This window comes from Gemmobacter megaterium, from assembly GCF_900156815.1.
Classification (GTDB): Bacteria; Pseudomonadota; Alphaproteobacteria; order Rhodobacterales; family Rhodobacteraceae; genus Wagnerdoeblera; species Wagnerdoeblera megaterium.
In genome coordinates this window covers 81,072-106,356 of record NZ_FTOT01000002.1, presented here as the reverse complement: position 1 = coordinate 106,356, position 25,285 = coordinate 81,072, and the positions used below count along the sequence as shown (strand labels likewise).

22 protein-coding genes and 1 other RNA gene are annotated in these 25,285 nt (G+C 66.3%); 12 read left to right on the top strand and 11 right to left on the bottom strand.

The annotated features are described in order from the left end of the window. Positions 1-47: 47 nt before the first annotated feature. From BW970_RS04940 to rpmG, 5 genes are all read left to right on the top strand, one after another. The gene (locus BW970_RS04940) at positions 48-3,938 is read left to right on the top strand and encodes a baseplate multidomain protein megatron (protein ID WP_076529318.1); all 3,891 of its coding nucleotides are present in this window, start codon (positions 48-50) and stop codon (positions 3,936-3,938) included. 80 nt (positions 3,939-4,018) lie between these two features. Further along, complete coding sequence (cysE, locus tag BW970_RS04935; RefSeq protein ID WP_076529317.1) at positions 4,019-4,828, top strand: serine O-acetyltransferase; 810 nt, start codon at positions 4,019-4,021, stop codon at positions 4,826-4,828. Positions 4,829-4,869: 41 nt separating this feature from the next. Next, positions 4,870-5,292, top strand: an RNA gene (gene rnpB, locus BW970_RS04930) — RNase P RNA component class A. A 136-nt stretch (positions 5,293-5,428) separates the two neighbouring features. Next, positions 5,429-6,085, top strand: coding sequence for a DUF533 domain-containing protein (locus BW970_RS04925; RefSeq protein ID WP_076529316.1), 657 nt, complete (start codon positions 5,429-5,431; stop codon positions 6,083-6,085). 117 nt (positions 6,086-6,202) lie between these two features. Then, a complete protein-coding gene (gene rpmG / locus BW970_RS04920) occupies positions 6,203-6,370 on the top strand; it encodes a 50S ribosomal protein L33 (RefSeq protein WP_076529315.1) in 168 nt (55 codons plus the stop codon). Positions 6,371-6,426: 56 nt separating this feature from the next. Here the strand turns inward: rpmG and BW970_RS04915 are convergent, their stop codons facing one another. Both BW970_RS04915 and BW970_RS04910 read right to left on the bottom strand, forming a co-directional pair. Continuing rightward, a complete protein-coding gene (locus BW970_RS04915) occupies positions 6,427-7,650 on the bottom strand; it encodes an Hsp70 family protein (RefSeq protein ID WP_076529314.1) in 1,224 nt (407 codons plus the stop codon). Between the two features lie 63 nt (positions 7,651-7,713). Beyond that, positions 7,714-9,093 (bottom strand): M20/M25/M40 family metallo-hydrolase, encoded by a 1,380-nt coding sequence (locus BW970_RS04910; protein ID WP_076529313.1) that lies wholly within the window; start codon positions 9,091-9,093, stop codon positions 7,714-7,716. Positions 9,094-9,221: 128 nt separating this feature from the next. Here BW970_RS04910 and BW970_RS04905 point away from each other — a divergent pair, with 128 nt between their 5' ends. The 5 genes from BW970_RS04905 (at position 9,222) to ispG (ending at position 13,947) form a co-directional block, all read left to right on the top strand. Beyond that, positions 9,222-9,620 (top strand): hypothetical protein, encoded by a 399-nt coding sequence (locus BW970_RS04905; RefSeq protein WP_076529312.1) that lies wholly within the window; start codon positions 9,222-9,224, stop codon positions 9,618-9,620. Between the two features lie 109 nt (positions 9,621-9,729). After that, positions 9,730-10,044, top strand: a complete 315-nt coding sequence (locus BW970_RS04900) for a DMT family transporter (protein WP_076529311.1) — start codon at positions 9,730-9,732, stop codon at positions 10,042-10,044. A 173-nt stretch (positions 10,045-10,217) separates the two neighbouring features. After that, positions 10,218-11,447: a 5-aminolevulinate synthase gene (hemA, locus tag BW970_RS04895; protein WP_076529310.1), complete on the top strand. Its 1,230-nt coding sequence runs from the start codon at positions 10,218-10,220 to the stop codon at positions 11,445-11,447. Positions 11,448-11,568: 121 nt separating this feature from the next. Continuing rightward, complete coding sequence (locus BW970_RS04890) at positions 11,569-12,756, top strand: helix-turn-helix domain-containing protein (RefSeq protein ID WP_076529309.1); 1,188 nt, start codon at positions 11,569-11,571, stop codon at positions 12,754-12,756. A 69-nt stretch (positions 12,757-12,825) separates the two neighbouring features. Then, complete coding sequence (gene ispG, locus BW970_RS04885) at positions 12,826-13,947, top strand: flavodoxin-dependent (E)-4-hydroxy-3-methylbut-2-enyl-diphosphate synthase (RefSeq protein WP_076529308.1); 1,122 nt, start codon at positions 12,826-12,828, stop codon at positions 13,945-13,947. Here ispG and BW970_RS04880 read toward each other — a convergent pair whose 3' ends face one another. Together BW970_RS04880 and BW970_RS04875 are read right to left on the bottom strand one after the other, a co-directional pair. Next, positions 13,948-14,994 carry a hypothetical protein gene (locus BW970_RS04880; protein ID WP_076529307.1) on the bottom strand — a complete coding sequence of 349 codons (1,047 nt, stop codon included), beginning with the start codon at positions 14,992-14,994 and terminating at the stop codon, positions 13,948-13,950. Positions 14,995-15,113: 119 nt separating this feature from the next. Next, positions 15,114-15,455: a zinc ribbon domain-containing protein YjdM gene (locus BW970_RS04875; RefSeq protein ID WP_076529306.1), complete on the bottom strand. Its 342-nt coding sequence runs from the start codon at positions 15,453-15,455 to the stop codon at positions 15,114-15,116. Between the two features lie 155 nt (positions 15,456-15,610). Here BW970_RS04875 and BW970_RS04870 point away from each other — a divergent pair, with 155 nt between their 5' ends. Further along, on the top strand, positions 15,611-15,955 hold the full coding sequence (locus tag BW970_RS04870; RefSeq protein WP_144038882.1) for a hypothetical protein: 345 nt from the start codon (positions 15,611-15,613) through the stop codon (positions 15,953-15,955). 9 nt (positions 15,956-15,964) lie between these two features. Here BW970_RS04870 and BW970_RS04865 read toward each other — a convergent pair whose 3' ends face one another. From BW970_RS04865 to BW970_RS04855, 3 genes are read right to left on the bottom strand one after another with little or no spacing between them, the layout of a single operon-like run. Further along, complete coding sequence (locus tag BW970_RS04865) at positions 15,965-17,071, bottom strand: osmoprotectant NAGGN system M42 family peptidase (protein WP_076530120.1); 1,107 nt, start codon at positions 17,069-17,071, stop codon at positions 15,965-15,967. Beyond that, positions 17,064-18,815 carry an N-acetylglutaminylglutamine synthetase gene (gene ngg / locus BW970_RS04860; protein ID WP_076529304.1) on the bottom strand — a complete coding sequence of 584 codons (1,752 nt, stop codon included), beginning with the start codon at positions 18,813-18,815 and terminating at the stop codon, positions 17,064-17,066. The genes BW970_RS04865 and ngg overlap by 8 nt, the downstream gene beginning before the upstream one ends. Positions 18,816-18,818: 3 nt before the next feature. Next, on the bottom strand, positions 18,819-20,594 hold the full coding sequence (locus BW970_RS04855) for an N-acetylglutaminylglutamine amidotransferase (protein ID WP_076529303.1): 1,776 nt from the start codon (positions 20,592-20,594) through the stop codon (positions 18,819-18,821). A gap of 84 nt (positions 20,595-20,678) precedes the next feature. Between BW970_RS04855 and BW970_RS04850 the strand changes: the two genes are divergently transcribed. Next, on the top strand, positions 20,679-21,152 hold the full coding sequence (locus tag BW970_RS04850; protein ID WP_159441419.1) for a MarR family winged helix-turn-helix transcriptional regulator: 474 nt from the start codon (positions 20,679-20,681) through the stop codon (positions 21,150-21,152). Positions 21,153-21,183: 31 nt separating this feature from the next. Here the strand turns inward: BW970_RS04850 and BW970_RS04845 are convergent, their stop codons facing one another. Genes BW970_RS04845 through BW970_RS04830 form a run of 4 tightly spaced genes read right to left on the bottom strand, consistent with a single transcriptional unit; the run spans position 21,184 to position 25,061 of the window. Further along, entirely contained in the window at positions 21,184-21,756 is a 573-nt protein-coding gene (locus BW970_RS04845; RefSeq protein ID WP_076529301.1) for a PqiC family protein, read from the bottom strand. 1 nt (position 21,757) lies between these two features. Next, a complete protein-coding gene (locus BW970_RS04840; RefSeq protein ID WP_076529300.1) occupies positions 21,758-23,836 on the bottom strand; it encodes an MlaD family protein in 2,079 nt (692 codons plus the stop codon). After that, positions 23,833-24,462 carry a paraquat-inducible protein A gene (locus tag BW970_RS04835; protein ID WP_076529299.1) on the bottom strand — a complete coding sequence of 210 codons (630 nt, stop codon included), beginning with the start codon at positions 24,460-24,462 and terminating at the stop codon, positions 23,833-23,835. The genes BW970_RS04840 and BW970_RS04835 overlap by 4 nt, the downstream gene beginning before the upstream one ends. Then, positions 24,429-25,061, bottom strand: a complete 633-nt coding sequence (locus tag BW970_RS04830; protein ID WP_083701139.1) for a paraquat-inducible protein A — start codon at positions 25,059-25,061, stop codon at positions 24,429-24,431. Before BW970_RS04830 ends, BW970_RS04835 begins: the two co-directional genes overlap by 34 nt. Positions 25,062-25,285 lie beyond the last annotated feature (224 nt).

Sequence of the window (25,285 nt, the reverse complement as noted above, 5' to 3'; positions counted from 1 at the left end):
TGTCAGAACGAAGGCAAGGCGTGGTCTTGCAGGCATGGGGGTAGGCAATGGCGACCTTGTTGCTGTCGGCGGCGGGCGCTGCCATCGGATCGGGTGTCGGGGGCACCGTGCTGGGGCTGTCGGGTGCGGTGATCGGCCGGGCCGTTGGCGCCACGCTGGGCCGTGTGATCGACGAACGGCTGCTGGGCCGCGGCTCGGCCCCGGTCGAGGTGGGGCGGGTAGACCGCTTTCGTGTGATGGGCGCGGGCGAAGGCCAGGCGGTGGCGCAGGTCTGGGGCCGGGTGCGCCTGGGCGGGCAGGTGATCTGGGCGTCGCGGTTTCAGGAGGATGTGACACGGACACGCGGAGGCAAGGGCATGAGCCGTCCGGTGTCGCTGGAGTATTCCTATTCGGTGTCGTTGGCGGTGGCCCTGTGTGAAGGCGTGATCCTGCGGGTCGGGCGGATCTGGGCCGATGGCCAGGAGGTGGATCCCGACAGCCTGGATCTGCGGATCTATACCGGGACGGAGACACAACTGCCCGATCCCAGGATCGAGGCTGTCGAGGGCGCGGGGCTTGCGCCGGCCTATCGCGGGATTGCCTATGTGGTGATCGAGGATCTGGATCTGGGCCGGTTCGGGAACCGGGTGCCGCAATTTTCCTTTGAAGTGATCCGTGCTGCGGCAGAGGCCGACGGGCTGGCCGATGCGGTGCAGGCCGTGGCAATGATACCGGGAACCGGCGAATATGCGCTGGCGACGACGCCGGTGCATCTTGCGTATGGGCCGGGGCAGGCGGCGACGGCGAATGTGCACGGCATCGGTCGACGCACCGACTTTTCGCTGGCGCTGGACCAGTTGGCGGGCGAGGCGCCGGGGTGCGGCGCGGTGTCGCTGATTGTCAGCTGGTTCGGCAACGATCTGCGCTGCGGCAGTTGCCAGGTGCAGCCCAAGGTCGAACAGACGAGCTTTGACGGGGTGGGCCAACCCTGGAGAGCCGGCGGGATCGGTCGTGCGCAGGCGCAGGCTGTGCCGCAGGATGGCGACGGGCGCCCGGTCTATGGCGGGTCTCCGGGCGATGCGAGTGTGCTGGAGGCGATTGCTGCCTTGAAGGACGCCGGGCAGGCGGTGATGTTCTATCCCTTTGTTCTGATGGAACAGATGGCGGGGAACGGGCTGGCCGATCCCTGGTCAGGGGCGCCGGATCAGCCCGCGCTGCCATGGCGGGGCCGGATCACGCTGTCGGTGGCGCCGGGGCGGGGCAACAGCCCCGACCGTTCTGCGGCGGCCGATGCCGAGGTGGCGGCGTTCTTTGGCGCCGTTCAGCCCGGAGATTTCCTGAGGGCGCAGGGGCAGGTGGTCTACACCGGGCCAGCGGGAGACTGGGGCTATCGCCGGTTCATCCTGCACTATGCCCATCTATGCGCGCTGGCGGGCGGGGTGGATGCATTTTGCGTCGGATCGGAGATGCGGGGCCTGACCCAGATCAGGGGGGCGGGGGACAGCTTTCCGGCCGTCGCGGCGTTGCGGCACCTGGTGGCCGAGGTGCGGGACATCCTGGGACCGGACTGCAAGATTTCCTATGCGGCGGACTGGTCGGAATATTGGGGATATCAGAGCCCGGAGGGGAACCGCTATTTCCATCTGGATCCGCTGTGGGCCGATCCTCAGGTCGATTTCGTGGGGATCGACAATTACATGCCGCTGTCGGACTGGCGCGATGGCGAGGATCATGCGGATGCCGGATGGGGGGCGATCTATGATCTGGACTATCTGAAGGCGAATGTCGCGGGCGGCGAAGGGTATCACTGGTATTATGCCAGCCCCCAGGGCGAGGCGGCGCAGATCCGCACGCCGATCACCGATGTCGCGCATGGAGAGGACTGGATCTGGCGCTACAAGGATTTGCGCGGATGGTGGGAGAACGCGCATCATGCGCGGATTGACGGCGTGCGTCAGGCCGAGCCGAGCATGTGGGTGCCGGGATCGAAACCTTTCTGGTTCACCGAGATGGGGTGCGCTGCGATCGACAAGGGCACCAACCAGCCCAACCTGTTTCTGGACCCCAAATCGTCGGAATCCACTTTGCCGAAATATTCCACGGGGCGGCGCGACGACCTGATCCAGATGCAGTATCTGCGCGCGATGGCCGGATATTGGCGAGAGGCCGGGAACAACCCGCTGTCGCCCCTGTACGGCGGGCGGATGGTTGACATGTCGCGGGCGTTTGTCTGGGCCTGGGATGCGCGGCCCTTTCCGCAATTTCCCGGCCGGACCGAGATCTGGGCGGATGGGGGCAATTATAGCCGGGGGCACTGGATCTCGGGGCGCAGCGCCTCGCAGCCGCTGGCCGCTGTCGTGGCGGAGATCTGCGCGCGGGCCGGTGTGGGGGCGGTTGATGTTTCGGGGCTGTACGGGGTGGTGCGCGGCTATCAGCAGGGGGATGGCGGCACCGCGCGCGCGGCGTTGCAACCGCTGATGCTGGCATATGGGTTCGAGGTGGTCGAGCGCGATGGCGTTCTGCGGTTCAGGATGCGGGACGGCCGCCTCACTGCGCGGGTGGCGCCCGAGGATCTGGCGGTGCAGCGCGATGCCGAGGGGGTGCTGGAACTGACGCGCGCCGCCGGGGCGAGCGTGGCAGGCCGGGTTCGCGTGGGATTTGTCGAGGCCGAGGCGGATTTCGCCGCCGGCACCGAAGAGGCCGCGTTTCCCGATGAGGTCAATCTGGGCGCCGCCCTGTCGGAATTGCCGCTGCTGCTGACGCGCGCAGAGGGACGGGCGCTGGCGCAACGCTGGCTGGCCGAGGCGCGCGTGGCGCGGGACGGCGCGCGGTTGGCATTGCCGCCGTCGCAGGCGAGGCTGGGTGCGGGCGATGTGCTGGATCTGGGCGCGGCGGGGCTGTACCGCATTGATCGTGCCGAAAGTGCGGGACTGCGGGTGATCGAGGCGGTTCGGGTCGAGCCTGCCGTCTATGTGGCGTCGGACGAGGCCGAGGCGCGGGCGGTGCCGCGTGCCTTTGTGCCGCCTGTTCCGGTCTTTCCGGTGTTTCTGGATTTGCCCTTGCTGACCGGAACCGAAGATCCGCTGGCGCCGCATCTGGCGGTGGCCGCGCTGCCTTGGCCGGGTGCGGTTGCCGTCTGGGACTCTGATCTGGATGCCGGATATGAGGTGAACCGGCTGGTGTCGGCGCCGTCTGCAATCGGTGTGACCCAGACGCCGCTGCGTCGAGCGCGGGCGGGCCTGTGGGATCGTGGCGAGGCGCTGCGGGTCCGCATGATCCGGGGGCAGTTGTCATCGGCCAGCATGGCGCAGGTGCTGAACGGGGCGAATGCGGTGGCCATTGGCGATGGCAGCGCGGAGGGTTGGGAGGTGCTGCAATATGTCGAGGCGGCTGCGGTGGCGCCGGGGGAGTGGGATCTGTCATTGCGGTTGCGCGGGCAGGCGGGAACCGATGCCGTGATGCCTGAGGAATGGCCTGCGGGATCGGTGCTGGTCGTACTGGACCGGACGGTCGGGCAGGTTTCCCTTGCGCCGTCGAAACGCGGGCTGACGCGGCAGTACCGCATCGGGGTTGCCGCGCGCGGCTATGATGATCCGGCGGTGGTGCATCGTGCAGAGGCGTTTGCGGGCAACGGGTTGCGTCCGCTGGCGCCTGTGCATCTGCGCCATGACCGGCCGGGCGGCGACGACCGGTTCACCTGGGTGCGGCGCACGCGGATCGACGGGGACACCTGGCTGTCGGAGGATGTCCCGCTGGGCGAGGCGACCGAAAGCTATCGCGTGCGGGTGCGGCAGGGCGCGATCATCAAGCGTGAGGTCACGGTGACGCAGCCCGAATGGGTCTATTCCACCGCGGAGCGGATTGCCGATGATGTGCTGGGGCCCTGGCGGCTGGAGGTCGCGCAGGTGTCTGACAGAGTCGGAGCCGGTCTGTGGCGTGGCATGGATCTGCCGGATTGAGGCGGAATTCCGGCGGGGCACTTCCCGTGGCGATCATGCGGTCTATCTGTTAGACTGAACGCCTGTCACGGAGGCCCGACATGCCCGACACCCTGCACCGCCTTGCCGCTGTGGATCCCGTCTGGGACCGAATCCGCCGCGAATGCGAAGATGCCGTGCGGCAGGAGCCCCTGCTGGGCGGGCTGATCCATGGCAGCATCCTGCATCATCCGACGCTGGAACGTGCCTTGTCCTACAGGTTCTCGCTCAAGCTGGCTTCGGGCGAGATGAGCGAGCAGATCCTGCGCGAGATCGCCGACGAGGCCCATGCAAGCGACGATCAGTTGGGGCAGGCGGCCCGCGCCGACATGATGGCGGTGCTGGATCGTGATCCGGCCTGCCACCGGCTGATCCAGCCGATCCTGTTCTTCAAGGGCTATCAGGCGATCCAGGCCTATCGTGTGGCCCATTGGCTATGGCGGAACGGGCGGATCGACATGGCGCATTTCGTGCAGATGCGTGTGTCGGAGGCGTTTGGCGTCGATATTCATCCTGCGGCGCGCATCGGGAAGGGGCTGATGATCGACCATGCCCATTCGATCGTCATTGGCGAGACAGCGGTGGTCGGGGACAATGTATCCATGCTGCATTCGGTAACCTTGGGGGGCACCGGCAAGGAAGACGGCGACCGTCATCCGAAGATCGGCGATGGCGTGCTGATCGGTGCGGGGGCCAAGGTGCTTGGCAACATCCATGTCGGACATTGCTCGCGCATTGCGGCGGGATCGGTTGTGCTTGCCGATGTCCCCCCCTGTTCGACGGTGGCCGGGGTTCCGGCGCGGGTGGTCGGCGAAGCCGGTTGCGCGCAGCCGTCGGTGACCATGGAACATCGGCTGGGCGAGGGCGCCTGAGCCGTTGACGCCGCCGCGCGCCGCGCGTAGGGAGTGCGGGCGCGGAAGGCTGGATGACCGCGTGTTCGGCGAAGTCCCTGCAAGGGGAAACCGCCGGATGCGAGGAAAGTCCGGACTCCATGAAGCAAGGGTGCCGGGTAACGCCCGGCGGGGGCAACCCCAGGGAAAGCGCCACAGAGAACGAGACCGCCCCGCATGCGGGGTAAGGGTGAAACGGTGGAGTAAGAGCCCACCGCGGACCGGGCAACCGGGACGGCACGGCAAGCCCCACCCGGAGCAATGCCGAATAGGGGCCTCGCGCGGGGCAGGTCCAGGGCCTCGGTCCGGGATACCGCCGCAGGGATGTTTCAGCCCGAGAGGTCCGGGTTGGCAGCTAGATCCCGCCGGTAACGGCGGGGCCAGAGGAATGGTCATCCAAGGGGGCAACCCCCGGACAGAATCCGGCTTACAGGCCTTCCGCGCAACTGACGTCATTCCCATATGCGGTTTTGTGCCGGATCGGATCGGCCGGGGAACTTTCCCCGCGGTTCCGCGTCGATCCTGCGCTATGGTTTCAATAGACCGGGCAGTTGCCCGGCGCCGCAGACAGGGAATCGCATCATGAGTTTCGTCCGCACGCTTGCCACATTGGCCGCAGGGTTTGCCGCCGCCAAAGGCTTTGACAAATACAAGCAGATGGGGGGCATGGCCGGGGTGCAGGATGCCCTGAAGAAGAATCCGCAGACCGCAGGGCTGGCGGCGCAGGCCGAAGCCATGCTGGGCAAGCTGGGCGGCGCAGGCGCTGGCGGGGCTGGCGGGCTTTCCGGTGTTCTGGGCGCGCTGGGGGGCATGGGGGCTGCGGCCAGTGCGAATGTGACCGGAATGATCGATCAGATGACCGGGACCACGGCAGCGACCGATGCCGTTGAAACCAATGCCCGGCTGATGATCCGGGCCATGATTCAGGCCGCGCGCGCAGACGGGCAGATCACCGATGCCGAGCGTGCGGTGATCATGGAACATCTGGGCGAGTCCACGCCCGAGGAGCGCGCCTTTGTCGAGGCCGAGATGATGGCCCCGGTCGATCCCGTCGCGCTGGCCCGCGATACGGCGGATGTGGCGCGCGCCCAAGTCTATTCGGCTGCGGTGACGACCATTCAGGGCGACAGCCCGGCCGAAGCGCAATTTCTTGCCACACTTGCCAGAGGGCTTGCCCTGGAACCCGCCACGGTCGCCGGGCTTCATGCCAGCCTTGGCAAACCCGCGCCAAAGGCATGATCCGGTATATTCCGGCTTGACTCTGCCTGGCCACCAAGGCAAAGGCGGGGCTCAGATTTTGCGGACCGCGCCCTGTCGGCGACTGACCGCTGCCCCAGATCGCGCAGGAGACAGACCATGGCGAAACCGACCACCATCAAGATCCGCCTGAATTCCTCGGCGGGCACCGGGCACTTCTATGTGACCAAGAAGAACGCCCGCACCATGACCGAGAAATTCTCGGTCACCAAATACGACCCGGTCGTGCGCAAGCATGTCGAGTACAAGGAAGGCAAGATCAAGTAAGGCATCCGCCTGATTGATCCTATGCAGGGCCGCCCCTCGGGGCGGCTTTTTGCATGTCAGGCGGTTGCCAGTGCCAGCCCGTCAACTACCGCCGTGAACACTTCGCTCCGGTGCAGGTGCGCCGCGGGGCAGGCGGCCCGAGCCTCGTGCTGGACCAGCGAGAGCAGGCTGGAGCCGCCGACGAGGACGATGGTCTGCACCGCCTCGGGGTCTGTGCCAGCGGCGAACAGGGTCTGGCGGATGGCCGTGCCCAGCGGCAGGCGGCTTTCGGTCAGGGCAGTGGTCAGCCCGGCCGGGGAAATGGGTGCCGTCAGGCCCGGTGCGATCATCGACATGTCGATGGTGGCGTCCCGATGCCCCTCGTTCGCGGCGATCTTGCCCGCCTCGACCGCAAAGGCCAGATCGTGGCCAAGCTGATCGGTGATCACGCTGGCCAGCCGTGCCATGGCCGGAACATCGACTGCGTGTTTCATCATGTCCTCGACCAGCCGTTCGGTATCGCGGCTGTAGAGGAAAGGGATCATCGCCCAGGTTGACAGATCGACGTAAATCCCGCGCGGTACCGGCAGCAGCCCTTCGCCAAAGGTGCGGCGCAACTGCCCGCCAAGGCCCAGCAGCGGCATGGCATGATGCATCGAGACCGCATGGTCGAAATCCGTCCCGCCCAGTCGGATGCCGTGGCTGGCCAGAATCTCCATCCTTGCGCCACTGCGGAACACCGTGAAATCCGATGTGCCGCCGCCGATGTCGACGATCAGGCCCAATCCTTGGGTGTTGCGGCTGGAGATGGCGGCGGCTTCGGGTTCGAACAGGAACTCCACCGTGTCGAACCCGGCGGCATGATAGCATCCGCGCAGATCAGCTTCGGCCTGTTGGTCGCGGTCGGGGGCATTCGTGTGGAAATGCACGGGCCGTCCCGACAGGACACGGGTAAAGCGGTGGCCGGTCTGTGCCTCGGCCCGCGCCTTCAGCGCCACCAGAAATGCCGTGACAATATCGGCCAGCGTCCGGCGGCGCCCGGCGATGAGGCGCGGTTCGTGGAACAGCGCCGTGCCAAGCACGCTTTTCAACGCGCGCATATAGCGCCCTTCGGCCCCTTCGATCAGCGCGCGCGCGGCGTCAGAGCCGATGCGCATCTCGCCACGCAAGGGAAAGAATACGGCCGTCGGCAAGGTGTCTGCCCCCCGTTCGATCTCCAACCGCCGGATGGTGCCGTTCTCCAGAATGGCGACAGCGGTGTTCGAGGTGCCGAAATCGACGGCAAGCGTGGGCGCGGGCATGGCAGACCTCTTGATACGGCGGGGGAGCCGCCGTAGCCGAGGAGGCCCGCCCGCGCAAGGGGCTCAGGCCGTGACCCGCGCCAGAATCCGCGCCCAGCTGCGGATCCCCTTGTGGAAACAGTCCAGATCGTACTTTTCATTCGGTGAATGGATCTGGTCGTCATCCTTGCCAAAGCCGATCAGCATGGCGTTCATGCCCAGAATGTCGCGGAAATAGCCCGCGATGGGGATCGACCCGCCACAGCCGATATAGGCCGCCGGGATGCCCCATTCCTCGGTCAGCGCGGCGCGGGATTGTTCAAAGGCCGCGTCATCGACCGGCATGACCGATGCGGGCGCCGCGCCGTGGCCGTGGAAGTCCACCGTGCAATCGGCCGGGATATGGGCGCGGATATGGTCGCGGAACGCCTCGCGCAGCTTGAAGGGATCCTGCTGGCCGACAAGGCGGAAGCTGACCTTGGCATGGGCCTCGGACGGCAGGACGGTCTTGAAGCCCGCGCCGGTATAGCCGCCCCACATGCCGTTGATTTCGCAGGTCGGGCGCGACCACAGCATTTCCAGCGGCGTGCGATCCTGTTCACCGGCAGGCAGCGACAGGCCGACATCGCCCAGGAATTTCTCGTGGTCAAAGGCCAGCCCTTGCCATTGCGCGCGCAGATCGTCCGGCAATTCGGGCACGTCGTCATAAAAGCCCTGAACAGTGATGCGCCCGGTTTCGTCATGCAACGAGGCGAGCGCCTTGGCCATCACGCGCAGCGGGTTGATGGCCGCGCCGCCAAAGCTGCCCGAATGCAAATCCTTGTTGGGGCCGCGGATGGTGAATTCCTCGCCCAGCAGGCCGCGCAGCATGGTGGTGATGGCGGGCACCCGGCTGTCGAACAGCCCGGTGTCGCAGATCACCGCCAGATCGCAGCGCAATTCCTCGGCATTGTCGCGCATGAACGGGATGAGCGAGGGCGAGCCGGATTCCTCTTCGCCTTCCAGAAATACGGTGATCGAACAGGGCAGGGCGCCATGCACGGCGATCCAGGCGCGGAACGCCTCGACAAAGGTCATCAACTGACCCTTGTCATCCGAGGCGCCACGGCCACGGATCACGCGCTGGCCGTTTTCCTCTTGCACTTCGGGGTCGAAGGGGTCGCGGTGCCACAGGTTCAGCGGGTCCACCGGCTGCACGTCATAATGGCCGTAGAACAGCAGGTTGGGCGTGCCCTCTGGTCCCTTGTGATGCGCGACCACCATCGGATGGCCCGGTGTCGGGCATTTGCGGGCATCAAACCCCATCGAGGCCAGATCGGCGACCATCCAGTCCGCCGCCCGGTCGCAATCGCCCTTGAAGGCCGGATCGGTGGAAATCGACGGGATGCGCAGCAAATCCATCAGCCGCTCCAGCGCGGCGGGCAGATCGGCGTCGATCCGGTCAAGGACGGGTTGCAGGCTCATGCGGGAAACTCCTGTCGTGGCGCGGTCTGGCCGCATCAACTCCACGCTAGCCCCCGCGTGGGGGACTGTCCATGGCGTGCGCCAGCGTGTATTGGCTCCCGGTATTCCGGTGAATGGTGGAGCGGAAGATGATACGTTTTGCGACGATGGGTCTTGGTCTGGCGGTTCTGGCAACCCCGCTTGCCGCGCAACAGGTGACGACCGAGGTGACGCGCCTTGGCCAGCAGCAGGTCACGCTGCATGTGCATCCTTTCCTGACAGAGGAAGAACTGGGCACCCTGCGTCTGGTGTCGACCAATGAACAGGCCTTGTCGCTGTTCGTCACCCGTCCGGGCCGCCACACTGCGATTGCCGTCGCGCCGGGCGAAGGGTTCATCCGCGCTGGCCAGCCGGTCGCCTCGGCCACGGCGATTTCCGATCTGCCAAATGCCGAAACCGCCCGCGCCGATGCGATGGCCACCTGCAACGCGGCCAAGGCCAAGGGCCCCGACTGCGTTGTCGTGCTGGAGGTGGCCCCGGCGCGCTGATCCCTTGATTTCCAGGGCGATCGGCACTAAATAGATTGCGCCTGCCAGTGAGGACGACCTCACCCGTATCGGGGCTGTTCGGGACGACCCGCTTTTCGGAGTGTCGTCCATGGCTTGGGTCTTTCTTGGTCTTGCAGGTCTGCTGGAGGTTGTCTGGGCCTTTGCGATGAAGCAATCGCACGGATTTACCCGGCTGGTTCCATCGCTGATCACCCTTGTAACGATGATCGCCAGCTTTGCCTTGCTGTCTGCCTCGATGCGGGTTCTGCCCCTGGGCACTGCCTATGCGATCTGGACTGGCATCGGCGCACTTGGCGCCTTTGCCGTGGGGATCATCGCGCTGGGGGAACCGGCGACGGCGCCGCGGTTGATCGCTGCGGGCCTTATCCTGTCGGGGCTGACGCTTATGAAGTTGTCAAGCTGAGCAGCTTTTGGCATGGTTCGCGCGGCTGCGAATGTCCCCGGTTGCCGGGGAAAAGTGCAGGGTAGCGGCAAATTGCCCCCTTCCCGTGCATCTTTTATTGACGCATGTCAAAGCCGAAGCCCCCGCCGCGCGGTAGCCATACCCGCAGCACTGGAAGCCACGGGAGACCACCGATGACCTACGACGCCCAGCTGGATGCCGCCCTGCAACGGCTGCACGACGAAGGCCGTTATCGCACCTTCATCGACATCGAGCGTCGCAAGGGCCATTTCCCCCATGCCGTCTGGCGCAAGCCGGACGGATCGGAGCAGGATATCACCGTGTGGTGCGGCAACGATTACCTGGGCATGGGCCAGAACCCCACGGTTCTGGCCGCGATGCACGAGGCGCTGGATGCCACCGGCGCCGGATCGGGCGGCACGCGCAACATCTCTGGCACGACCGTCTATCACAAACGGCTGGAGGCCGAGATTGCCGATTTGCACGCCAAGGAGGCCGCGCTGGTCTTTTCCTCGGCCTATATTGCCAATGATGCCACGCTCAGCACCTTGCGGTTGCTGTTTCCGGGGCTGATCATCTATTCCGACGCGCTGAACCATGCCTCGATGATCGAGGGTGTGCGGCGCGGCAATGGCCCCAAGCGCATCTTCCGCCACAACGACGTGGCCCATCTGCGCGAGCTGATTGCGGCGGATGATCCGGCCGCGCCCAAGCTGATCGCCTTTGAATCGATCTATTCGATGGATGGCGATTTTGGCCCGATCCGCGAAATCTGCGATCTGGCCGAAGAGGTGGGCGCCCTGACCTATCTGGACGAGGTGCACGCCGTCGGCATGTATGGCCCGCGTGGCGCCGGGGTGGCCGAACGCGATGGCCAGATGCATCGGATCGACATCATCAATGCAACGCTTGGCAAGGCGTTCGGGGTGTTCGGTGGCTATATCGCGGCATCGGCCCGCATGGTGGATGCGATCCGCAGCTATGCGCCGGGCTTCATCTTCACCACATCGCTGCCGCCGGTGGTGGCGGCCGGGGCCGCCGCCTCGATCCGCCTGCTCAAGACCGAAGACGGGCAGAAGCTGCGCGATGCCCAGCAGTTGCACGCCCGCATCCTGAAGATGCGGCTCAAGGGCATGGGCCTGCCGATCATCGACCATGGCAGCCATATCGTGCCGGTGCATGTCGGGAACCCGGTGCATTGCAAGATGCTGTCGGACATGCTGCTGGAGGATTTCGGGATCTATGTCCAGCCGATCAACTTCCCCACCGTGCCGCGTGGCACCGAACGGCTGCGGTTCACGCCGTCGCCCGTGCATGATTCGGGGCAGATTGACCGTCTGGTGCACGCGATGGATTCGCTCTGGGCGCAATGTGCGCTAAATCGTGCCGAGTTGTCCGCCTAATACAAATCCTCGTGTGTGCAACGCAGCGAACTGTGCTAGAAATTCCTTGGGGTTTCGCTAAAAGCCGAGTCGCGCCGCCGGGGGCGACCGGCAGCAAGAATATCGGCATGGGGCAGGCTGCATGATTTGGCGGAAGGGCAAACCTTCGGCAGAGGTTGAGGAGAAGCCGAAAGGCTTTGACGATTATGACCTGCGCCTGGGGGATCTGATGCGGGGCGAACGCGCCACGCTGGGAAAGTCGCTGCTTGATGTGCAGCGGGAACTCAAGATCAAGGCCACCTACATTGCCGCGATCGAGAATGCCGATGTATCGGCCTTCGAGACGCCGGGATTTGTGGCAGGCTACGTGCGGTCCTATGCCCGGTATCTGGGCATGGACCCGGATTCCGCCTATCAACAATTCTGTACCGAGGCGAATTTCACGGCGATTCCCAAGGGATTGTCGTCCAACACGCCGTCGCGAGTGCAGCCTGTGCGCCCGCGCCCGCGCGGGCTGGATGCACTGGCCGATCCGAATGCGCTGTTCGTACCGCGTGGCGAACGCTGGGTCAGCCGGATCGAACCGGGCGCGGCGGGGTCCGTTCTGGTGCTGCTGCTGCTGATCGCCGGTATCGGCTATGGCGGCTGGTCCGTCCTGCGCGAGGTGCAGCGCGTTCAGGTGGCACCGATCGAACAGGCGCCGTCTGTGGTGGCCTCCATCGACCCGCTGGGCAATGTGGGATCGGGCAGCGCCCTGAAGGTGGCCGACGGCCAGCCCGAAGAGACACGCCCATTGGCCCCCACGGCAGAGGCTTTGGGGCGGCTTTATCGTCCGCAGGCGCTGGACGTGCCGCAGATGGTCTCGCGCGATGGCCCTATCGCCTCGATCCTGCCCGAGCGTCCCGATACCGATGCCGCCGTGGCTGCGGTGCTGGCCGAGGTCGAGGAACAGCCCGTCCGCGTGCTGGCAGAAGCGGCGCCCGCGGTCGAGATCATGGCGGTGCAACCCTCGTGGGTGCGCGTGCGCGCCGCAGACGGAACCGTGCTGTTCGAGAAGATCCTCGATGCGGGCGAAACCTATGTCGTGCCGCAGGCCGAGGCCGCCCCGACCCTGCGGGCGGGCAATTCCGGTTCGGTCTATTTCATGGTCAAGGGCCAGGCCTATGGTCCTGCCGCTGCCGGGGCACAGGTGGTCAGCAACGTTGCGCTGTCCCCCGAGGCGCTGGCGGGCAAATATGCGTTGGTCGATCTGGACCAGAAACCGGATGTCGCCCGTCTGGTACAGGTGGCACAAGCCCGTCATCTGGGCACCGACGACGCGCAGGAGTGATCGGCCAGCCCTTGCCCGGCCTGCCGGGCAAGGCTATCTGGTCCTGACCCCTGAACGCGGAGGCTGGTCATGTCGCACAATCCTATCCGCCCCTGGCGCAACATCGACCGGCGCAAATCGCGCCAGATTCGTGTTGGCAATGTGCTGGTCGGCGGCGATGCACCGATCACGGTGCAGACCATGACCAACACCCTGACCACCGATGCCCGCGCAACCATCGACCAGATCCAGCGCGCGGCGAATGCCGGGGCCGACATCGTGCGCGTGTCCACCCCCGATGTCGAAAGCACCCGTGCGCTGCGGCAGATCGTGGCGGAAAGCCCGGTGCCCATCGTGGCCGACATCCATTTCCACTACAAACGCGCCATCGAGGCGGCCGAGGCAGGCGCCGCCTGTCTGCGCATCAACCCCGGCAATATCGGCGATGCCAAGCGCGTGGCCGAAGTGGTCAAGGCCGCCAAGGACCACGGCTGTTCCATCCGCATCGGCGTCAATGCCGGATCGCTGGAAAAGCATCTGCTGGACAAATACGGCGAGCCTTGCCCCGATGCGATGGTGGAATCCGGCCTCGACCACATCAAGCTGTTGCAGGACAACGACTTTCACCAATTCAAGATCTCGGTCAAGGCATCGGATGTGTTCATGGCGGCGGCGGCCTATCAGCAACTGGCCACCGTCACAGATGCGCCGATCCATCTGGGCATCACCGAGGCGGGCGGCCTGATGGCGGGGACGGTGAAATCCGCCATCGGCCTGGGCTCGCTTCTGTGGTTCGGCATTGGCGACACGATCCGCGTGTCCCTGTCCGCCGATCCGGTCGAAGAGGTGAAGGTCGGGTTCGAAATCCTGAAATCCCTCGGCCTGCGCACGCGCGGGGTGCAGATCATTTCCTGCCCCAGTTGTGCGCGCCAGGGGTTCGACGTGATCAAGACGGTCGAGAAGCTGGAACAGCGGTTGGAACATATCAAGACGCCGCTCAGCCTGTCGATCATCGGATGCGTGGTGAACGGGCCGGGCGAGGCGCTGATGACCGACATCGGCTTTACCGGCGGCGGTGCCGGGAACGGCATGGTCTATCTGGCCGGCAAGCAAAGCCACCGCATGACCAATGACCAGATGGTGGATCACATTGTCGAACTGGTCGAACAGAAGGCTTCTGAAATCGAGGCGGCGACCAAGGCGGCGGAATGATCAGGGTTTGAACACGCGCACCACCCCGCGCCCCAGCCGCCCCGACAGCATCAGCACCACCTGCAACACAGCGGCATAGAGCGCGGCCAGCGTTCCCAGCGCCAGATCCGACAGCCGCACCATGGCGCGGAAGGCGCGCGCCTTGCCCAGCACCTCGACCCGGCTCAGCGTGCGTGTGCCCGCAACATCCGACAGCCGCGCCATACGTGCCGCATCCTCGGCGCCATCGACATGGCGCAGCAGCACCAGCGTATCGGCGACCGAGGTATTTTTGGCGATCTGCCCCACATCGCGGGCCAGTCCGGTGGCGCGCGCCAGACGTGCGGTATCGGTGATCTCGTCCAGCGGGGCCATCCGCATCGCAGCGCCCCAGTTCACCGGCAGATCCGCGACATCGTCCAGCGCCCGCACCATGCCGGGCGTCAGATTTCCCAGCCGCCGTGTCATCCGCACCGTGCTGGCGCCCGCCTTGATCATCACCGACGATCCGCCCGACGCGACCACCGCCGCAGTCGCCGCCAGACCGACCAGCGCCAATCCGGTTTCCAGCCTGTCCACCTCTTGTCCCGCAAGGGCGGCCAGGCCCTGACGGCGCAGCGCGTTCACGTCGCCCAGCGGAGACAGTTCCACCGGAATGGCGCAGGCGCTGATTTCCGCAAGGGATCCGCAGCTGCGAATGTCGATGGCGCAGGCGGCGCAGTCGCCTGCGGCCTTCATCCAGCCGGACTCTTCTGCCCGGATCCGGGCCACGATGGCGGCCTGCGCGGGATCCAGCGCCACGCCTTCGGCGTCGGCCAGATCGGCCAGCCACAGCACACGGTCGGTATCCTCGGCCGCCAGGGCGTCGTTCAGCGATTGGGCGACCCAGCCGGGGGTAAAGGTGGCGCGAAATGCGGATTCGACGGCCCGCGCGGCGCTTTCGGTGCCGCGATCGACATAGGGGCGCACAAGGGTCTGTTGCGACAGCCCCAGCGCGCCCAGGCCGGTGGTCAGCGCCAGCACCCCGCCTTGGACACCGCGATAGAGCCAGAATCTTGCGCGCGCCATGGTCCCGATCCCGACACAACGGGGCGGTGCGCCCCGGTACCCGTTCGGAATACCCGCACAGCCCCCTGCAACGCCAGCCCCGGCTTGCGCGGCCAAGGCGATGTGATGCGCTGGTGCGGCTAGTCGGAGACCTTTTTCACGAATTGCGACTTGAGGCCGATCTGGCCAATGCCGGGGATCCGGCAATCAATGTCGTGATCCCCCTCGACGATGCGGATGCCACGTACCTTGGTGCCAACCTTGATCACGCTGGACGTGCCCTTGAGCTTCAGGTCCTTGATCACCGTAACGGTATCGCCATCCGCCAGCAGGTTGCCGACACTGTCGCGCACATCGGTTCCTGCGTCCTGTGCCGTTTCGGCGGACCATTCGTGCCCGCATTCGGGACAGTTCAGCAGGGCGCCCACCTCGTAGGTATAGGCGGATCCGCAGTCGGGGCAGGGGGGCAAGGTGTCGGTCATGGCGCCGTATAGCCGGACCGCCGCAGGAATGACAGATGGTTTGTGCCGCGCGGCGCCCCGTTCCCCGGCTCACGGCACTGTGCTTTGCCAATCCTGTCGTTCAACGGGCGATCTGTGTAGACTTGCCGTCACGCCACCAGATCACAGGTCTTGCCATGCGTATGTTGTTGTTCTCTGCCCTTGTCCTTGCCATGCCTGCTGTGGCGCAACCTGCCGATCCCCGGATCGAGTCGCTGATCGCGCAGGAACGCGCGCTGGACCGGCGCTGCCTTGGGCCAGAGGGCGCGGACCCTCGCTCGCCGGTCTGTGACTGGCGTCAGGAGGTGGCTGACCGTCTGGACGCTTTGGGCTGGTGCTATGGTCGGCGGCCCGAGATGGGCAATCGCAGCCACTGGCATCCGTGCCCGCCGGGGGTACAGGCCGCGCGGCGCGACCATCTGCGGTCGTTGCTGTCGCATCCGCCGGGAACCCCGTGGCCGACCTATCGCCCGGAACGCTGAGCCGCGCGGTCAGGCGCCGGTTCGCGGATCGTGCAACGGAAGTGCGTCCTGCGCGATTTCGACCGGGCTGAGCGCATACAGCGCCAGCAGCCGCGCAACCGAGGTCAGCGCGTCCATATGGATGCGCTCGTATCCATGGCTGGCATCGACGCCGAAGGTGACAAGGGCCGTCCGCACATCGGCCCCCGCCTCCAGCGCCGAGGCGCTGTCAGAGCGGTAGTGGCGGAAAATGTCCTTCTGATGGTCGATGCCGTCGGCGCGGCACAACTGCACCAGCTTGCGGGTCAGGTGATAGTCGAATGGTCCGGTCTGGTCGGCCATGGCAATGGTCACGCCGGTTTCGCGCGAATTCTGCCCCGGCGCCGTCGTCCCGTTGTCGACCGCCACCAGCGAGGCGATGTCGGGCAGGACCACGCCCGCGGCGCCATGGCCCACTTCCTCTGCGATGGTGAAGAACCACCAGCAATCGACCGGCGGCGTCAGGCCGCTGGCCACCAGCGATTTCAGCGCCGCCAGCATCGCGGCCACCCCGGCCTTGTCGTCCAGATGGCGCGAGACGATATAGCCGCTGTCCATGAATTCGGTCTGCGGGTCGATGGCGACATGATCGCCGATGGCAATGCCAAGCGCCTCCAGATCGGCGGCGGTCTCGGCGCGGGCATCAATGCGCAACTCGACATGATCCCACCCGATGGGCGCCCGGTCCACCTCGTCGCCGAAGGTATGGCCCGAGGCCAGCGGTGGCAGGATCGTGCCGCGGATGCGGGTGGTTTCTGCCATCACGGTCACGCGGGCGCCTTCGGCAAAGCGGGCCGACCAGTGCCCCACCGGCACCAGCGCCAGCCGCCCGTTGGGTTTCAGCGCCTTGACCTGTGCGCCCAGCGTGTCCAGATGCCCGACGCAGGCCCGTGCCCCTTCGGCCTGGGCGCCGGGCAACCGCGCACGGATCGCGCCCAGCCGGGTCAGCGCCACCTCCAGCCCCATGGCCTGAAGCGCGCCACAGACATGGGCCACGGCGCCATCGGTCAGGCCGGTCGGGCTGGGAATGTCCAGCAGGGCAGCCAGTTCGTCGCGCAGATAGTCGGCGTCGATCTCGGGCAGGGTTTGGTCAGGCATCAGTGTCATGCCGGTCCTTTCGGGTTGCGGGCACGGTCAGGGGAAACAGCAGATCGACAAAACGCTCTGCGGTCGGGCGGGGTTCGTGATTGGCAAGACCGGGGCGTTCGTTCGCCTCGATGAACACGTAGTCGGACTGCGAGGGATCCTTGACCATCAGATCTATGCCTGTCACAGGGATGCCGATGGCGCGGGCCGCCGTCAGGGCCGCATCGCGCAGCACCGGGTGCAGGCGGTCGGTGACATCGACAATGGTGCCGCCGGTGTGCAGATTGGCCGCTCTCCGCAATGCCACCTCGCGCCCCGAGTCGGGAATGCTGTCCCAGTCCAGCCCCTGATCGGCAATGCAGCGATCGGTTTCGGCATCGAACGGAATGCGGCTTTCGCCCCCGGTGGCACTGGCGCGGCGGCGGCTTTGCGCCTCGGCCAGTGCGCGCAGCGGGGTGACGCCATCGCCGGTCACGCAGGCGGGTTTGCGGATGGCGGCGGCCACCACCTCGTCACCGATCACCACAAGGCGCAGATCGGTGCCGGTAAAGCAGGTTTCCACGATCACTTCGGGGCACAGCGCGCGCGCCGCCTCGACCGCCGCCTCGACCGCGTCGGGATCGGTCAGGCCGACGGCCACGCCCTTGCCCTGTTCGCCGCGCGCGGGTTTCACCACAAGGCTGCCATGCTGCGCCAGAAACGCGCGGCGGGCCATGGCGCTATCCTCGCTCAGCGCATCGGGCAGGCGCAGCCCAGCCCGCGCCACCACGCGGCGTGTCACCCGCTTGTCATCGCAGATCGAGAGCGCCACGGCAGAGGTCAGTTCCGACAGCGCCTCGCGGCACAGGACGGACCGCCCGCCATGGGTCAGCCGGAAGATGCCGCCTTCGGCGTCGATGATCTCGATCCCGATGCCGCGCCGCCGCGCCTCGTTGACGATGATGCGGGCATAGGGGTTCAGCGCCGTCTCCGGCAATTCGCCGATGAACAGCGGCTGGTTGATCACATTGCGCCGCTTGAGCGTAAAGACATTGATCCGCCGGAAGCCCAGCTTTTCATACAGCGCACAGGCAGGCGCGTTGTCATGCAGCACCGACAGATCCATATAGGCCGCGCCACGGGTCTGGAACAGTTCGGCCAGTCGCCGCACCAGCGCCTCGCCCACGCCGGGGTGCCCGGTGCGCGCGCTGACGGCCAGCGACCACAGCGAGGCACCGCGCGCCGGGTCGTCAAAGGCCCGTCCGTGATCCACCCCCATCACCGTGCCGATCAATTCGCCGGACTGGTCGTCCTCGGCCACCAGCAAGGTGACGGTGCGGGCATCGCGGCGCGACCAGACATAGTCTTCGGGCACCGGCACCATGGCATGTTCGGCATAGATGGCGTTGATCGCCTGCGCATCGGTCCGGCTGGTCAGGCGCCGCACGTGAAAGCCGCGCCGCGCCCGGCGGGCCGGGCGATAGGTGGCCAGATCCAGCCGCCAGGTCAGCGAGGGGTCCAGGAACACCTCTTGCGGGGCGCGGGCGATGGCCACCTGCGGGTCGCGCACGTAAAAGGCGATGTCGCGGCTTTCGGCGCTTTCGCCGCGCAGCACCTCGGGCAGATCGGCATCCGACTCGAAGGTCTGGGCAAAGATCAGCCGTCCCCAGCCGCAATCGACCATCGCGCGGGGCTGTTCCCTTGATTGCGGGGCCGACAGGCTTTCGGCGTTCATGCGTTTCAACCGATGCGCCGAGGAGAGCTTCTGTCGTGCCATGGGTCAGACCCCTTGTTCTTGCAACCACAGTTCCAGCAACCCGACCTGCCACAGTTCGGATCCGCGCAATTTGGTGATATGGTCCGCCGGGGCAGCGAACAGCCGGTCAAGATAGTCCTTGCGGAACAGCCCTCGTTCGCGCGCGGCCTGCGAGGTCAGCGCATCGCGCACCATGTCCAGATAGGGGCCTTCGATGTATTTCAGCGCGGGCACCGGGAAATAGCCCTTGGGCCGGTCGATCACCTCGTGCGGGATCACATGGCGCGAGGCTTCCTTGAGAATGCCCTTGCCACCATGCGCCAGCTTGATCTCCGCAGGCATCCGGTTGGCCAGTTCCACCACCTCGTGATCAAGGAACGGTACCCGCGCCTCCAGACCCCAGGCCATGGTCATGTTGTCGACCCGCTTCACCGGATCGTCCACCAGCATGACATTGGTGTCGATCCGCAGCGCCTTGTCCACCGGATCCTGCGCGCCGGGGCTGGCGAACTGGGCGCGCACGAACTCCAGGCTTTCGTCGCGGTCGCACAGCCAGTCGGCGGCCACATGTTCCGCCATCCGGGCATGGCTGCGGTCAAAGAACGCGGCGGCATAGTCGCTGACCGGATCGTTCGATCCCGCCATCGGCGGATACCAGTGATAGCCGCCGAACACTTCGTCGGCCCCTTGTCCCGATTGCACCACGCGGATGGTCTTCGACACTTCGCGGGACAACAGGTAAAAGCCGACATTGTCATAGGACACCATCGGTTCCGACATGGCCGCGATGGTTGCGGGCAGGTTGGCGCGCATTTCCTCGGACGGAATGAAGATGCGGTGATGGTTGGTGCCGTAATGCTTGGCGATCAGGTCGGACCAGCGGAATTCGTCGCCGCTTTCGCCATGGGCGGCCTCGAAGCCGATGGAATAGGTGGCCAGATCGCTTTGCCCTTCCTCGGCCAGCAACCCGGTGATCAGCGAACTGTCCACGCCACCCGACAACAGCACGCCCACGGGCACATCCGCCACCATACGGCGCCGGACTGCACGGCGCATGACGTCCAGCAGCATCTGTTGCCATTCCGCCTCGGGGCGGGCCAGATCCTCGGCGCTGCGGCTGTGGTCGGGGCGCCAGTAGACGCGGTCGGTCTGTGTGCCATCGGCGGCGATACGGCGGATCGTGGCGGCGGGCAGCTTGCGCACCCCTTGCAGGATCGTGCGGGGGGCAGGCACCACGGCGTGCCAACTCAGGTAATGGTGCAGCGCCACGCGGTCGATGCTGGTATCCACACCGCCCGAGCGCACCAGCGCGGGCAGGGTCGAGGCAAAGCGCAGCCGCCCGGCGGTCTGGGCCAGATAGAGCGGCTTGATCCCGAAACGGTCGCGCACCAGCCAGACGGTGCCGCTGTCACGGTCGTGCAGCGCAAAGGCGAACATGCCGAACAGCCGCGCGGGCGTCTCCTCGCCCCATTCCGCCCAGGCCTTCAGGATGACCTCTGTATCCCCGGTCGAGGCAAAGCGGTGGCCCTTGGCCTCCAACTCGGCCCGAAGCTCGGGGTAGTTGTAGATACAGCCGTTGAACGCAATGCTCAGCCCGGTTGCCGGATCGACAAAGGGCTGGCGCGCGGCATCGGACAGGTCGATGATCTTCAGCCGACGATGCCCAAGCCCGACGCGGCCAAAGACCGCGACGCCCGACCCGTCCGGGCCACGGGGCGCCATGGCATCGGCCATGGTCTCGATCCGGGCCGCGCTGGCCTGACTGCCGTCAAAAGTGATTTCTCCGCAAATGCCGCACATTGTCGGTGCCGAACCTCCATGAAATTCATTTGATGCGCACTAATTAGTGTTCTAACGTTTAGTATTCAACCTATGAGGCGGGAATTGACCACGACCGATGCGATGGAACTTCTGGGCTTGCAGCATTCGCTGCGCCGCATTGCCCATGCGACCGAGGTGCATTCGCGCCGGATCGACCGGGAATTCGGTCTGACATTGCCGCAGGTCTCGGTGCTGTCCTGCGTGCAATCGCTGGGCGCAGGCGCGCACAGCCGCGCCATTGCGGCGGCGGCGCATCTCAGCCCGCCCACCGTGGTGGGGATTCTGGACAAGCTGGAGGCCAAGGGCATGATCCGCCGCGAACGTTCGGCACTGGACCGGCGCGTGGTGCATACGACGTTGACCGAGGCAGGCGCCCGTGCCCTGCGCGCGGTGCCGGTTCCGTCCGGGCGTCAGTTCCAGGACGCCTTCATGGCGCTGGACGAGGCGGTGCGGGCGGGCATCCTGTCGGCCTTTGCCCAGGTTGCCGATATGATGGAGGCCCCGGCGATCCCGGCCACTCCGCCCATGTCGGGCTAGGGCCGCCGCATCGGCGGCCCGGATGGCAGTCTTAGCGGCCCTGCAAGGTGGCGATGATGCGCCGGCCCAGCTGATCCAGGGTTTGCGCATAGGCCGCCGCGATGGCGCCCGGCGCCTCGTCGGCCAACGGGGCCGAAAGGTCGAACCGGGTCAGGCTGTCGCGGATCTTGCGGTCCGGCGAGGCAAGGGCATATTGCCCCGAAAGCTGGAACCGGCCATCCGCCCGCGCAACCATGCGGTCGATGCGCACCTCCAGGCGGACATCGGCGGGTTCGGTCAGGGGCCAGGGTTCGGCGGCCACGCTGGCCGTGCTGCGCAGATCGAGGCTGCGGGCCAGTTGCGCCGTCACCGCCTGGGCCGACCCATCCGCCCATTCCGCCCCCTTGACCGGGCGCAGGCCGCCATCGGCCCCTTCGGCCAGGATCTGGCTGTCGGCGGCATAGGCGGGCAGGACAACCTCGCGCATCTCGATGCTGGACACCCGCAGGCGCACCGGCGCCTCGGTCGGGGCAGGCTCGATCAGGAACCGTGTCGACTCGCCGCTGCAAGCGGCAAGCGTCAGGATCAGGGGCAGCGTCAGGGCTTTTGGCAGCAGGGTCATCATGTCACCGTCCAAACAAGAGCGAATTGGGGTTGCGTTCCAGCGCCCGCGCAAGTTGCGAGAAGGCCCGCGCGGTTGCCCGTGCCTCGCGCAGGGCCGACAGGATTTCCTCGTTCACCGGCGAGCGCGCACCATAGGCGCCAACCAGCGCCTCGGCCTGATCAACCAGCCGGTCCAACCGGGCGGCCAGTTGCGGCAAATCCTTGGTGGCCTCGGCCACGGCCTCTGCCGCGGTGCTGGCAGAGGCCAGAGTGCTGTTGATGTTCGGCACCACACCGCCTGCGCGCAACTCTGCCAGCGCCGCCTCGATCTCGCCCAGGGCGCCGGTCAGGGCGGGGGGCAGCGATTGGGTTCCATCGGCGTTGATAAAGCGATCCGCGCTGTCCAGCACCTTGTTGGCAGATGCAATCAGTCCTTCGATCTCCAGGGCGTCGGCCTTTTGCACCACGGCACGCAGTTCTTCGGCGATGGCCGGGAAATCCTCGACAGAGGTGCTGACCGAACCGGCCGCCTCCTCTGCGGCGGTCAGTGCGGCGACCAGACGGTCCACGGCCTTTTGTTCGTTCAACGCCTCCAGCACACCGCTCAGCCCGGCAACGGCGCTGCGGATGTCGCCGGGCAGCGCCTGGGTATCCGCGCTGCCGATCAGCTTGCGCGCCTCGTCCATCAGCGCCACCACGGCGCCCGGCGCGGCGCGGGTCTCGTCAGAGCCGATCAGGGTTTCGGCCGTCGCCATCAGCGAAATGGCCTGCGTCAGCAGATCCTCGATCGGCAGGCTGTTGATCCGGCCCAGCATCCCCTGCGCCGTGGCGGTCAGATCGGGAATGTCGGATGGCAGCGACGGGATGACGGGCACACCATTCTCGGGCTGCATCAATGTGGCGGGGGGGGCTTCGGGCCGCTCTACCAGTTCGATCACCAGCGAGGTGCGAAAGAACGAGGCAGGCGCAAGCTGCGCGCGCAGGCCCTCGGCCACCAGACCGGACAACACCTGTTCCAGTTCTGCCGGGCCGGCATCGTCGGCCAGCCCCATCGCCGCAGGATCCAGCGCCAGCGAAACCTGCATCCGCACGCTGGGGGTGTCGTTGATGATCGTCACTCTGGGGCTGATCGACGTGACCTCGCCCACGCGCACCCCGCGATAGCGGACCTGCGCCCCGGCATTCAGCCCCTGGACCGATCCGTCGAATTCCGCCGATACGCGCAGCGCGTTCACCGCAGCCCCAATCGCCGCCCCTTCGCGCGCGGCGTTTTCATCGGTGTAGAGTTCAAAGACCATATCGGCCGCGACAGGCGCCCCGCCCGAGGTGATCGTATCAAAGGTGATCCCTCCCGTCAGCAACGAGGCCAGGTTGCCCACGCTCAGCCGCACACCCGAAGGCCCGAGCGAGACCGAAAACCCCGAGGTGTCCCAGAACCGCGTCGCGGTGGTCAGGCGCTGATCATGCGGCGCTTCGATAAAGGCATCGACGACAATTCCGTCCAGCCCGTCCATCAGGCGGGGGCGTTCGATATGGCCGACCTGGATGCCGCGATACAGCACAGGGGCGCCGGGCGTCAGCCGGTTGCCGTCGGGCGCGCGCAGGGTGATGCGGGTGCCCTCGCGCCCCGGTGCCACCAGCGGGGCGGTCTCCAGCCCGGTGAACCGGCGCGCGCTGTCGTCGGTGCCGGGCAGGAACGAGGCTTCGATATAGACGCCGGACAGAACCGTCGTCAGCCCTGTGATGCCCCGCGCGCTGACCTCGGGGCGCACCACCCAGAAGCTGGCATCGGGCGGGATCACCTCTGCCACGGTGCGGTCGATGCGGGTGAAGACGATCACCTCGGACAGATCCGGCGAAAAGGCCACCCGTTCGACATGGCCGATGGGCACATCGCGCAGCCGCACCGCCGTTTCGCCCGGCGAAATGCCCGCGGCGTTCTGGAACGTGATCTCGACCAGCACGCCCCGGTCGTTGAAGCTGCGCCAGGCGATGCCCAGCGAAACGGCAACGGCCAGCACCGGCACCAGCCAGACCGGCGACAGGTTGCGCCAGAAAGACCGGCGGGCGGGCTGGATGTCCATGTCGGGCGGCTGGGTCATGCGGTCTTGCTATCCGTAGAGCGCCAGATCAGGCGCGGGTCGAAACTTTGGGCGGCCAGCATGGTGAAGATCACCGACAAGGCAAAGCTGACCGCAGCGATCCCCGGCGCGATCGTCGCGACGAGGCTGAATTTCACCAGCGCCGACAGGATGGCGACGACAAACACGTCGATCATCGACCAGCGACCGACGAATTCGACGATCTCGTACAGGTGATGCCGGCTGTTGCCCCGCATCGGCCAGCGATTGCGCACTGCCAGCGCCAGATAGGCGATGATGCCGAACTTTGCGACCGGAATCACCACGCTGGCCAGAATGACGATCAGCGCGACACCCCACGAACCGTGGCGGGCCAGTTCCACCGCGCCGCCGACAATGGTGCTGTCCTGCATCCGTCCCATCGTCAGCGTGCGCAGCATGGGATAGACGTTGGCGGGAATGTAGACGACCATTCCGGCGAACAACCAGGCCCAGACTGCCTGCAAGCCCGGTTCGGGCAGCAGGGCGCTGCCACAGCGCAGGCATTGCGCTGCCTCGGCCGGATTGGCCTTGCCGCAGGTGCGGCACCCCCGCAAGCCCGCGCCGCGCGCGGTCAGGACCGGCTGCGTTGTTCCAGCGTGCGCCATATCGTGAGCCTGCACATGAAGTTGTCATTCAGCACATTGACCAGCACCAGCAGGACAAAGGCCCAGAAGGCAACGCCGAAGTGCAGCGTTGCAAGTCCCCCCACCTTCACCAGCGCGACGGCCACGCCGATCACGAAGATCTCGGCCATGGCCCAGGGCCGCAAGGACTCTGCCAGGCGAAAGGCGGGCACGGCCCGCCGGGCGGGATGCCATCCCAGCGCCATGGGGGCCAGCGCGTAGATGATCAGCCCCAGCCGCAAGGCTGGCAAGACGATGATGAATGCGGCCACAGCCAGGGTCAGCGGCAGGGTCAGCCCGTCGGAAAAGGCCAGCGCGGCATCAAGGACAGAGCTCTTGCGCGTCATGCCCCCGGCGCTGATTTCCAGGAACGGAAAGAACACGGCCGCCACCATCAGCACCAGCGATGTTGCGGCCAGCATCACGATGCGAGTCATCGCCCCGGCACGTGGCGCCGCCAGCACCGTTCCGCAGCGGCTGCACCGGCCACGCGCACCCAACGGAACCGACCCGACACGATGCAACGCATCGCAGGTCGGGCAGGCAACAAGGTCGGGCCCGGCGGAGTCGGCAACAGTCATTCCGGCCATCATGCGCGGCGTCTACCCCTCAAACCACAGATCGGCCAAACATTTACCAGCCACATATCCTTATATATGGGGGCGTGGCGGGCAGGGTCCAGTGCCGCCGGGGGGATTTCGCGCCGCGTGGCGGGTTGGCGCCGCCTGTCGGGCGGACCGGCTTTCGATTTGTGGCCCGATGTGGCAGCAAGCTTCATGGTGATGGTCATGGGCGACAAGGCAGG